Origin of the sequence: Shewanella sp. KX20019 (assembly GCF_016757755.1) — a bacterium.
GTDB lineage: Bacteria > Pseudomonadota > Gammaproteobacteria > Enterobacterales > Shewanellaceae > Shewanella.
Genome location: NZ_CP068437.1, coordinates 971,470 through 983,511, shown reverse-complemented (window position 1 = coordinate 983,511; position 12,042 = coordinate 971,470). Strand labels below are relative to the sequence as shown.

Below are 12,042 nucleotides of genomic sequence, written 5' to 3'. Positions count from 1 at the left end.
AATGTCGTGATCACATGGTCGATGATGTTCCCAACATCATCATGACATTTTCCATATCCCTATGGGTCAGATGTGAATGAACGACCTTATGCGCAGACACTGCTGAGGCTCGCCGCAACTCTTTATATAAGAAGGGGTCCCTGTGAGCTCAACGAAAACATCTGACCTCCATGGACAGAGGCAATGCCAAATTCTGTATGGAACAGAATTATCGCTGAAAAATAGACGCTATTGTTCTGAACAATATCCGATCCAGTAGACAGAATTGGAAGCCTCCATCAGTTAAGATTTGGCCACGACACTTTAAATTACAATTGAAGATGACCGCCACTGACCCCACTCTTGTTTATGATATCCGTAACAGTCGCTATTTAAATATTACAGGTCGATGTACTTTACGTTGTCAGTTCTGTCCCAAACACAATGGCAGTAAGCAAGTTCATCAATATCAACTAGGTCTCGACCGCCAACCTAGCGCTGAAGAGGTTATCGCACTGCTTGGCGATACTTCGACATTCGATGAATATGTTTTTTGTGGTTACGGAGAACCAACACTTAATTTGCCAACATTGTTAAGCGTCGCCAAAGAGATAAAAGCGCGAGGCGGCAAGGTTAGGGTCAACACTGACGGGCTCGGTAACCTATTTCATCGGCGCAACATACTCCCAGAGCTGGCTGAATGCGTGGATAGCCTGTCAATATCACTTAATGCCGATACCGATGACAGCTACCAAGTACATTGCCAACCTAAGTTGAAAGGCGCCTATCCCGCGCTACTCGAGTTTATCCAGCAAGCACCAGGTTATATTAGCGATGTTCAAGTGTCAGCCATTAATGGTTTAAGCAACGTCAACATTGATACCTGCCGTGAATTTGTCGAAGCCGCTGGCGCTGTATTTAAGCAAAGAGAGTTAGATGTTGTCGGCTAGTGGCGCACTTAGCCGTTCATTATGCCGATAGTATTTTTTAACTATCGGCTTAGTTATGCTTATGCTGGCCATTTAAGTCTAAAACAACAGCCTTGAATTAATTACTTATAGTGTCAAATTGGGTTAATATGGCGTATATAATAACCATCAGAATTTGCGATTAATGTTAAGCCGAAAACTACCTCTCCTTATTAATGCCCAAGGGATCCAATGGTCTCAACAACGAATTCTGGCTGCAGCGAGTCAAATCGGCATATTATTAATTTCGGTTATTGTTTTTACAAATATTATCATCACCTTAGGCGAGAGACGATTACAAGCAGATTGGGCGACACAACGCTACAGTGAACTGCAATCAGTCGGAACACTTATTGCTGACAAAGTCTCTTTTCAACAATTTAGAACGCAGATGTTCGCCACTTCAGAGCTGCTAAAGCGTTACATCGAACTACCGAGCGAACCCAACCAAGCTAAACTACAAGATCATTGGGATGTCATTGTTGATAATATCCCTGAGCTAATCGGTATTGCGCTTTATGATCCCCAAGGGCAGATTAAATTTGCCACAGATGACGAGTTTGGACATCACGCGCTGCCACCGTCTTTACTGGGTAGTTCACGTAATATGGGCGGCAATGAGATCTACACATCTCCCCTCGAGTTTAGCCCGATTAATGGCAAGTTAGAGCCCTACTTATATCAACTGGCTTGGCTTGAAAATCCAGACCAAACCGTGAAGGGTTATTTGGTTGCCTATAATTCAATGTCACGTATGTTGAAAAATATTAAGCCTGCCTATTCTAGCAAACAAGCACCGTTGATGATGCTCGATACCCAAGGCCTGCTCTACTCTGGAGCGCTTGACTCGCCAACCATTCCTCGACTACCTGAAACCATGGGTGGCAGCCTTAAGCAAACTTACCCTGCACTTTGGCGAAAGATGGCCATGAGTAATTTCGGCCAATTCCATGGTGATGATGCTACCTTTGTTTATCTTAAAGTAGAGTTGACAACCCAATATGAGACTCGCCGAGAATACTACCTACTCTCTTATGTTAAGAACGATGACATAGCGGCAAAGTTTGAACAGTGGCGTAATATTCTTATGGGGGGCGCGACCCTGTTAACCCTATTGGCGTGTATTGTCATTTATCTAACCCACGCCTACCGCATTGTTCATCGCTCTCGTGATTTCAGTATTGATCTCGCCAATCGACTATTTAACACCGACTCAGGCTACATCATAGTCAACGATATCGGACGGGTCCTTACTGCAAACCCTATGGCGGCTAAGCTGCTCTCTCTGCCAATTGATGAACTGTCCGACCGTAGTTTGCAACGTTTATTGCATATGAACGATGACCAATTTAATCTGCTGTCAGAGCAGTTAATTGCTAACAAAGAGTGGCAAGGCGAGCTTGATAGTGACGCTTCTGAGTACACTCGACTACACGTAAGACTTCGACTTGAATTCGATATGGATAATGGTCAAAGCTACACCCTGGTCACTTTTGAGGATGTCGGAGAGTTAAAGCATAGCCAAGAGGAAGCAAAGTTAAATCAGCTGCTCAATGATAATCCGATGGCGACCGTACTCACAGATGCTAAAGGCGCAGTCATTAAATCTAATAATGCATTTAATGTTCTTATGCAGGTCGAAGATAGCCGCAAGCTTAAAATTACCGAACTGCTTAATGAGGAGTTTAAACAACAATGGCCGCAAATAGCACAGCAATTGATAATTAAAGGCACTTGGCAAGGTCAAATATTTTCATCAAACAATCGAGCTAATAACGCATGTATGCTAGCAACGTTGAAGGGGCATCTAGATAGTTCAGACGATATTGAATACATAGTCTGTACCTTCGAGCGCGCTAAATCGCGGGTTCATGCAAACAACCTAAGCAATATGTCTCCTAACCGGAGCACCGTATTTAGCGATAGCCGCGATCTAGAACGCTACTTTAATAATTTGAGCCAAGCGAAAAAAGACTTCTCTAGCCTTATGTTACTCGACATTAGCGCTGAAGGGATGCTTAGCCACATGAGCGATATAGGCCAGCTGGAAAGTCGACAAAAAGAGGTTGAAATACAGTTATTAAGAGAGCTGCCAAACCGCTATCAAATGTCACGCTGGCAACTCGGAAAACTCATTATTATGCTGCCCGATACCGACTCAGATCAAGCTCACTACTTTGCCATAGATACACTGACAAAGCTCAAAGACAACGGCTTAGGAGATGGGATCTGCATCGGAATCGCCGCTTATCAGGGTGGTCAAGGCCTTGAGCAATTCCTAAGTAATGCAGAAGTCGCGCTTAAGCGGGCTAAGCAAACTGATGAACAGAACATCTGCCAAGCATTTACTCGACAGATGACGTAAGCAGCTAGATCATTTAGTCAGGTTTAGCCTCGTTCGCTTTAGCATCTACTGGTACTAAAAGCTCATCTTCAAACGGGGCTTCATCCATATTTCTCATGCCGGTAGGGAGATCACTTTCGCTGATTTCAATAATAGCCGAGCGATTCATGGTGATCTTATAGCGTGCATACTGAGGCTCATCACGACCCTCTTTTAACGCTAGAATAAGATTAACTTGGTATCGCCGCTCAACAGACTCATTACTAACCTTGCCCTCATGTTCCTTGTAAATCTTGGCCTTACCACGTTCTAAATTTCGAGCAAAGGGAACTAAGCTAAAGTTGACCTGCTCTTGGATCCTTGAATATCCGGCTAAAAAACCTTTCGCAGAGACTCTAGTGTGAATACCGTAATGCAAAATTTCTGCATCCACTTTGTTCTGGCTATGCCGCTGCCTTAAGATCTCAATAACCTCAATTGGCAGCTCCTTTTTACGCATAAAGTCGAGCCACACGAGTTGCTTGGCAATCGGCAATTTACTGGTGGTATCTTGAAGTAATCGACTCCAACGGGGACGGCCACGCTGTATTAAACGCCATAGTGCATTACGAATATCATCTTTAAAGATCTCTCTGAAACCATAAATCACCGCAAGGGTGAGCACTAGGGCAATAGTTAAACCACTAAATACACCCTGAGCCTTAATTATTAGCGTGGACACCACTAGCATAACCATCGCAGTTGCTATACCAGTAGTCATCTTTTTGAGACCAACCCCTAACGGTTTAAGCTCCTCTTTTAGCACCACGCCTTGCTGTATTAGCCTACGTAGCAGATGCATTTTGTTAGCGATACGGTTTGCATCTTGTACGGTTTTAGAGGAGTTATATTTGTGCTCTGCTCGGTATTGGGCTTCGGCTCTACACAAGGCCACCACATTGTCTGTTATCTCGTTAAAATCACTGCTTCTAGGCGCATGAGCCAAGAGTTTAAGTAATCGTTGTTCACAGAGCCATGACAGGTAATTATCGGCATTCTCAAAGTAAGACTTCCATTTTTCATCACTGGGTTCATTACGTCTAAAACGTTTAAGCAAATGAATAACTTGCTCACTAAGCTCCTCTAGAGACGCGTAAAACTGGCCTAAATCCTCAACTTGAGAGAGTTCTTTACTGTCAGTTTCAATAGCCACCGAAAATTGATATGCAAATAAGTTGAGGTACAGTCTGAACTCCTCTACCGTGCGCTTTTTTTGACTGACAAAACGGCTTTGAACTAACGGCAGATGTAAGCCAGATGAGTAATATGAACGTCGTCCAGTGATTGAGGAGTGGTAATACTCCTCCTCATTTAAGCTTTGCGGATTTATCCCCATCTCTTTAGGCAGAAAAAAATAGAGATCTAAACGACGATTGTCTGCCACTTCCATCTGATGGAGAAATTTAATCGATAGTGATTCTTCTTGTTTAACTCTAACTTTAGCCACAAATATCCTTATGACGAAAACAGCTTGATAGCTTCGCAATTGTTATCTTTTCGACATCAATGCTGCCGCATTGCAATACAAACGAAGATAACCAAAGACTTTATAACACTAATAGCGAAGTGAGACTGCGTGATAATGCTGTTAATAGAGGTTGATGAGTGTGAGCACCTGTTATTCTTCGCAACTCATTTCACCGAGGAAATAGACAATACAGGTGAGCGCTTCCGCAAAAGTCATCGCTAAAGATGATTAATATCAACCTTTACAGCTCATTACTTAGCTGATTTGCCGTTTGCATGTAGTTTAGCTCTTTCTGCCCACCGCCATTTGTCTGTAAAGTTATCTTACGACAGAGCACTTCAACCATGGAGTAAGTATAGCGTATCTCAACTGTTGAAACTAAATTAGCACTAGGGGCTGTCGATCTTTCACGGTTGTTTTTACCGCAGTTTATTGGCTACTTTAATAAGGCGGAGGCTATGCTGCTTAGTTATACTCCACAAATAACCTACAACACAGTAAAAATAGCCGAGAAGCGCCACCCTTTCCGGTCAAATCACTAGGCTCGAAAGATCAACATCGCCTAATGCCAATTCAACTTTACTGAATTTTACAGGCCCATAACCCATTTCGAGCCGAGAACTGTAAAGTGACAAAGCCGAGCGTTTTGTCCATCTCGAGTACCTTGATATAAAAGGATTTTTCCTGCTCGAAAGAGTCTAGAATAAGCGACTCTTTAACGAATTCGACCTGGTCACGGACCTCTTCGCTAAACGTCGTGTTTAAGATATCTCTGTGCACTTTTCCATTCTGTAACTGTATTTCATAGGTCAATAGCGGACCACTCACCTCAAGCAACGAACCAACGGCACTAACGCTAACCAGAGCATGATTGGCCTTTACAAAGGTCATTTTCAGCTCAATGGCATCCGCAACCCGCTCTATTTCAAAGCGTATCTTCCCGACTTCCGCACTAGGTTTTTTAACATCGTAACTGCTGGTATGGCAGATAAGCTTGATATCTTCGCTTGGCTCAACAATGTGGTCGAGCAGCAGACAGAGTCCCAAAATGAAAACCAGCATGGTCAATATTGGCGTCGATTTAAAGCCTAAGAATAATTCGCGGTTTAATCGTCTATTCACAGAAGCCAACCTCCTTTAGCCAAGCATTCGTCAAGAAGTCCCAATTCTCATCAACATTAATCACTTTAAAACCGGTAAACTCATCACCAACGGCGTCGGTACTGTGCAGAATGAAATGGAGAACATCGCCCTTTTGAGAGGATGCTGCGTAGATTTTTTGCCAAACAATGGTATCGCAGCTATCAATCAATACAGCCATACTTCTAAACTTGTCACCAAAGTCCGCGAGCTCGATATCTGAGGAGTAGATTGGCACTAATACTGATTTTTTTCCGTCTAGTAAAATTTGCTCAGGGATAGAAAAATGAATATTAGGCGTAGTTTTAAAATGAGTCGCTAAAAACGCCACCAGCAAGATACCGAGCAGTAAAAACAGTGAGAACTGTTTAATCGACAGCGCTTCATAGGGGCTATTGTGCATCTGCGCTTTGGCTTTGGTATGCAGTAGATAACCTTGATTAGTAATCACCTCGATCATGGTTGTCGCATCAGCACCTAAGAAGGCCCTAATATTAGTTATTGCCAGTGCGATATCCTGGGCAGTCACCACCTGAGGCATTAACTTGCAACACAAAGATTCAGTCGACACGACTTGGCCTCTAGATGACATCAAATCACTCATCACTAGAAATTCAATATTCGATAACTTGAGCGTTTGTGCAGTTTCGGGATTCACCAACTGCTTTAACTCAATATCAAACCTGACTGGACCTATAAACACATTAACAACTCTGGCAATTTCAATGCTTAGCAGTTTACTGTTTATCGACCTTTACGTCCTTGTTCAATCAGTACAAGGTGAGTGTTAATCACACTTTCGTGAGCTCCACCACACTAATTTTATTAAAAAAATACCACGAACGGTACGATACGTAACACTTGTTAACCAATAGAGCCTAAACACATTTACAGATACAAAACATCAACAAGAGAAACGTTAAGGGAGGCGAGTGAGCGCATAAAAAACACAAAAGGCATCTAGATCATAGATGCCTTTTCATAGGTATATCCTCATCTTACGGTGTAAGAAGCAGCGGAATAGTGATAACCCGCAATAACCACTCAATAATGGCTAGAAAGCATATAACAATGTCATGTTTGTTTCGGTATCTGTGCTCTTCTTGTCATCTAATGGTTCGTTGTTATAACGTACAATAACAGCAAATTTCATCGCTAGAGCGCCAACAATATTCGCCGTGATAGCCGTTTCAGAACGTCCCTCTAAGCTATTACCGTAGTCAGCGACAAACATTTGAGTGAATTTTGAGCTGTCACTAATTTCATAAGCAAAGTTCATCACACCGTGGCCTACAACACTGTCTTCAGAATCATATCCACGTAGCGCCGCCTGCTCTTCATCAAGGCTCTTGTAGATATAACCAGGACCGAACTCAGCGCTGAGCAACACTTTGCCTGTATCTATAAACTTATGACCGTAACCAGCCGAAACAACCGATTTAAAGTCATAACCAGTGAATGGGTCAACTTCATAGTTTGCAGTGATGAACATGTAGTTCTTTTCATCAAACTTGTAGTCTCCCTGAATACCTGCGTAATAACGCTTAGCTGTTACATCGCCAGTATCTTCTTTGTAAAGCCCTTCGAACAGGTATTGGTTTTCCCAATTACCTAGCTCCTGCATCAAGTTTAAGCGTCCTTTGATTGACGAAGTATCTGTGTTACCCGTCGTCAATGTCGCGCCTAATTCAGCTTCACCCGCGAACGTCTTATCGCCCTCTACAAAATCAGCACCAGCATGGGCAGCAAAAGGAGCCGCCAATAGAACCGCTATAGCAGTCAACATTGTTTTCATTTATGTATTACTCCGTTTACCTAAATCCCTAAAAATCGGCGCGATCTTAACATTTAGCACTCATAAATGAAAATTGTTGCTAGAATAATCTATCGCCTTTAATACCAGCAGCTAAAAGAACTTATAACAGCCAAAAAAATACCTGCACTAGGCAGGTATTTTCATATACTGAGCGAGTCAATCGCTCTCATATCAAGGTTACTTAATCTGTGGATCAAGCTCGCCTGACTGATAAGATTTATACATTGCCTGCAGCGACTTAGGCTTAATCTTAGAACCCATCCCTGCACAACCAAAGGCTTCGTAACGTGTGGTACAGATATCAGCCATTGCTTCCATTGACGCCTTCAAGAATTTACGTGGATCAAATTCTGTTGGGTTTTCAGCAAGGAACTTACGAACAGCACCCGTTGACGCTAAACGTAAATCAGTATCGATATTGACTTTACGTACGCCATGCTTGATACCTTCAACGATCTCTTCCAGCGGTACGCCATAAGTTTCAGGGATAGCACCACCGTACTGGTTGATGATCTCTAACCACTCTTGTGGCACTGAAGATGAACCGTGCATCACTAAGTGAGTGTTAGGAATACGAGCGTGGATCTCTTTGATACGGTCAATACGCAGCACGTCACCGGTAGGCTTACGGCTAAACTTATAAGCACCGTGGCTAGTACCAATCGCAATTGCAAGCGCATCAACGTGAGTGTCAGCAACAAAACGTGCCGCTTCTTCTGGTGTGGTTAGCATCTGGTCCATCGTCAGGATCCCAGCTGCACCGATACCATCTTCTTCGCCTGCTTCACCTGTTTCCAAGCTACCTAGACAACCGATTTCACCTTCAACAGACACACCACAAGCGTGTGCGAATGCCACTGTACGGCGGGTAACATCAACGTTGTAATCATATGATGCAGGTGTTTTACCATCTGCCATCAAAGAGCCATCCATCATTACTGATGACATGCCCAATTGGATTGAACGCTGACAAATATCAGGATCGGTACCATGGTCTTGGTGAATACACACAGGGATATCTGGATACTGCTCAAGTGCTGCAGCCATTAGATACTTTAAGAACTGTGGGCGAGCATATTTACGTGCGCCAGCTGATGCCTGAACAATCACAGGGCTGTCAGTAGCTTCAGCTGCTTGCATAATCGCACGCATCTGCTCTAAGTTGTTCACGTTAAACGCAGGTACGCCATATCCATGCTCTGCTGCGTGATCTAACATTTGACGTAGGGAAATTAAGGCCATTTATTACTCCAATAATAGGGTGATTTGACTCACCGAGGTCGCTATCGTTTGGATTGATTTTTATGTCATTAAGTCATCAGCGTTCTTGCTTCAGACTCAACCACGGTTACTGGTTGTTTTTATAATTCTATTTTTTTGCTACAGATTTAAGCACTGTATTGTTGGCGGCTAGTGTAACTCCGACAAATGTCGATTTAAAGCCCGCCAACAAACAGTTTGGTAATTTTTTTGTATGCTATAGCTAAATCAGTATCGGTTACTGACCGCGACTCTCCAACATCACTACGGCTGGAAGCTCTTTGCCTTCTAAAAACTCTAAGAAAGCGCCGCCACCGGTTGAGATGTATGACACCTTGTCAGCGATATCATACTTATCAACTGCCGCTAGCGTGTCTCCACCACCCGCAATCGAAAATGCATTTGAATCGGCGATGGCTTGAGCGATACGCTTAGTACCTTCACCAAATTGGTCAAACTCAAATACACCAACAGGGCCATTCCAAACCACGGTACCGGCATTCTTGATGATCTCAGCTAACGCTTCAGCACTATCTGGACCGATATCAAAAATCATATCCGTGTCCGTAACGGCACTAACATCTTTCAATGTTGCAGTCGCTGTTGGGCTAAACTCACTCGCAACAACCACATCTGTCGGTACAGGAATATCACCGCCACCGCTTTGTGCAGCCGCAACAAGACGCTTAGCTTCATCAATAAGATCTGCTTCATAAAGCGACTTACCGACTTTGTGACCCGCAGCAGCAATGAATGTATTCGCGATGCCACCACCAACAACGAGCTGGTCAACTTTAGTTGATAAACTCTCTAGCACTGTCAGCTTAGTGGACACTTTAGAACCACCAACAATAGCTACCATTGGGCGAGCTGGATTATCAAGCGCTTTACCCAGTGCAGCGAGCTCACCCGCTAGCAAAGGACCTGCACAGGCAATCGGTGCGTGTAGACCAACGCCATGAGTCGATGCTTGTGCTCTGTGAGCCGTTCCAAATGCATCCATAACGTAAACATCGCAAAGCGCTGCCATTTTTTTAGCCAGTGCTTCGTCATTCTTCTTCTCACCAACATTGAAACGGACGTTTTCAAAAACAACCACTTCGCCAACTGCCGCCTCAACACCATCAAGATATTCGCTAGCTAAACGCACAGGGCAATCCAGTGCCTTAGCAAGATAGTTAACTACTGGCTGCATTGAGAATTCAGCATTGAACTCCCCTTCTGTTGGACGCCCAAGGTGAGACATCACCATTACAGCAGCACCCTTTTCAAGCGCAAGCTTAATGGTTGGCAACGATGCACGTAAACGTGCATCGCTTGTTACCACACCGTCACTGACTGGCACGTTGAGATCTTCACGAATAAGCACACGCTTACCTTGAAGGTCTATGTCTTGCATATTAAGAATCGCCATTTCATGCTTCCTTACGATTTAAGTTAAAGTTAAAGTTAAAGTTAAAGTTAAAAAATTAAAGTAAAAATGAAACTGTTCCACTCGACTCTGAGGACACGACACCCATTGTCTAGGCTTGAGTATTAGCAGGCAGTAAACACCGCCTGCCAGCTCTTTATAATGTTTTGCTCTTCCGTCTTAGCCTTTCCTAGAACCTGCTTGAATCCTAGAAGCTAGAGCACTCGTAAACTCGCTGCGAGGACGCTTCGCGGCTAGAGCGGGCTTCGCCCTGTTATACAATCAACAGCCCGTATTATGTTTTTTAATCTAGGTTCGGCTTTAGCCCATCATTGATGACGGCATAAATGCCGACCTACTTTAGAAGAAGGCCCTAGGTTTTAGGCCGTTCGCAAGCTCACTTCCAGGACGGCTTCCGCCTTCTATAAAAACAAAAGCAAAACAACGCCACCAGTAACCTTTCTTACGCTCTTCTACTTTTGCTTTCCGGTTTTATCGTCTTAGTCTCTAGAACCTGCTTTCCCTAGGACCTAGGTCCTTCTATTTAAACCTTCTTTTCGCCTTAATCATCTCTAAACTGGTATCGAGCATGCGATTAGCAAAGCCCCACTCGTTATCACACCAAAGTAATAACTTAACTAGATGGCCATCACTTACTCGAGTTTGTGTACCATCGACAATACTTGAGCGTGGGTCATGGTTAAAATCACATGACACTAATGGTTCGTTAGTATAGCCAACAACCCCAGAGAATGAACCTTCAGATGCCTGTTTTAGCACCTTATTTACGTGTTCGATATCGACGCGCTTATTGAGCGTAACGGAAAGGTCGATAGCGGTAACATTAATGGTAGGAACACGTACTGAGATAGCTTCAAACTTGTCTTTCATATGCGGTAGGATGCGTTCAATACCACGGGCAAGTTTAGTATCCACCGGAATAATTGATTGCCCTGCGGCGCGGGTTCGACGCAAATCATCATGGTAGGCATCGATCACTTGCTGGTCATTCATCGCCGAATGAATCGTGGTAATGGCACCACTTTTGACTCCAAAATATTCATCGAGTACATCGATCACTGGCACAATACAATTAGTGGTGCAGGAGGCATTCGAGACGATGGTATGTTCAGCTTTCAACAGTTCATGGTTAACGCCATAGACGATTGTGGCATCAACATCACTTGATGACGGATTACTAATAAGAACTTGTTTGGCACCCGCTTTTATATGCGCCTCGCAAGCTTGCCTGTCGTTAATCACCCCAGTAGCTTCAAATACAATATCAATGCCCATCTCTTGCCATGGCAAGTTTTCAGGGTTCGCTTCATGCAGTAGCTTAATGGCATCGTCACCAATGACCATATGCTGATCTTCTAATTTAACCTGGGTGTGAAAACGTCCATGGGTGGTGTCATATTGGGTTAAATGCAGCATCGCTTCAGGTTTTGCCAACTCATTAATCGCCACGATTTGAATTCGATCGCGTTTTTCAGACTCATAAACCGCACGAAGAATTGAACGACCAATACGGCCATAACCATTGATAGCGACTCTTATCATTAACTAATTTACCTTTATACTCATCGATTTATTGATACAACAACGGCCTACCGC

Annotated in this window: 9 protein-coding genes; 2 read left to right on the top strand and 7 right to left on the bottom strand. The window is 43.6% G+C overall.

What is annotated here, in order from left to right; translation table 11 throughout:
- Nucleotides 1-320 precede the first annotated feature (320 nt).
- Nucleotides 321-929 (top strand): TatD family nuclease-associated radical SAM protein, encoded by a 609-nt coding sequence (locus tag JK628_RS04260; RefSeq protein ID WP_202288035.1) that lies wholly within the window; start codon nucleotides 321-323, stop codon nucleotides 927-929.
- 163 nt (nucleotides 930-1,092) lie between these two features.
- Entirely contained in the window at nucleotides 1,093-3,312 is a 2,220-nt protein-coding gene (locus JK628_RS04255; RefSeq protein WP_202288034.1) for a PAS domain-containing protein, read from the top strand.
- A gap of 13 nt (nucleotides 3,313-3,325) precedes the next feature.
- On the opposite strand, the gene JK628_RS04250 is transcribed toward JK628_RS04255, so the two are convergent.
- The 7 genes from JK628_RS04250 to epd form a co-directional block, all read right to left on the bottom strand.
- On the bottom strand, nucleotides 3,326-4,777 hold the full coding sequence (locus tag JK628_RS04250; RefSeq protein ID WP_202288033.1) for a hypothetical protein: 1,452 nt from the start codon (nucleotides 4,775-4,777) through the stop codon (nucleotides 3,326-3,328).
- A 600-nt stretch (nucleotides 4,778-5,377) separates the two neighbouring features.
- Nucleotides 5,378-5,920: a hypothetical protein gene (locus JK628_RS04245; protein WP_202288032.1), complete on the bottom strand. Its 543-nt coding sequence runs from the start codon at nucleotides 5,918-5,920 to the stop codon at nucleotides 5,378-5,380.
- Nucleotides 5,913-6,641, bottom strand: a complete 729-nt coding sequence (locus JK628_RS04240; RefSeq protein WP_202288031.1) for a helix-turn-helix domain-containing protein — start codon at nucleotides 6,639-6,641, stop codon at nucleotides 5,913-5,915. Before JK628_RS04240 ends, JK628_RS04245 begins: the two co-directional genes overlap by 8 nt.
- 351 nt (nucleotides 6,642-6,992) lie before the next feature.
- Complete coding sequence (locus JK628_RS04235; RefSeq protein ID WP_202288030.1) at nucleotides 6,993-7,733, bottom strand: DUF481 domain-containing protein; 741 nt, start codon at nucleotides 7,731-7,733, stop codon at nucleotides 6,993-6,995.
- A gap of 198 nt (nucleotides 7,734-7,931) precedes the next feature.
- Nucleotides 7,932-8,996, bottom strand: coding sequence for a class II fructose-bisphosphate aldolase (gene fba, locus JK628_RS04230; RefSeq protein WP_202288029.1), 1,065 nt, complete (start codon nucleotides 8,994-8,996; stop codon nucleotides 7,932-7,934).
- Between the two features lie 256 nt (nucleotides 8,997-9,252).
- A complete protein-coding gene (locus JK628_RS04225) occupies nucleotides 9,253-10,428 on the bottom strand; it encodes a phosphoglycerate kinase (RefSeq protein ID WP_202288028.1) in 1,176 nt (391 codons plus the stop codon).
- A 537-nt stretch (nucleotides 10,429-10,965) separates the two neighbouring features.
- Nucleotides 10,966-11,988 carry an erythrose-4-phosphate dehydrogenase gene (gene epd / locus JK628_RS04220; protein WP_202288027.1) on the bottom strand — a complete coding sequence of 341 codons (1,023 nt, stop codon included), beginning with the start codon at nucleotides 11,986-11,988 and terminating at the stop codon, nucleotides 10,966-10,968.
- Nucleotides 11,989-12,042: the final 54 nt, after the last annotated feature.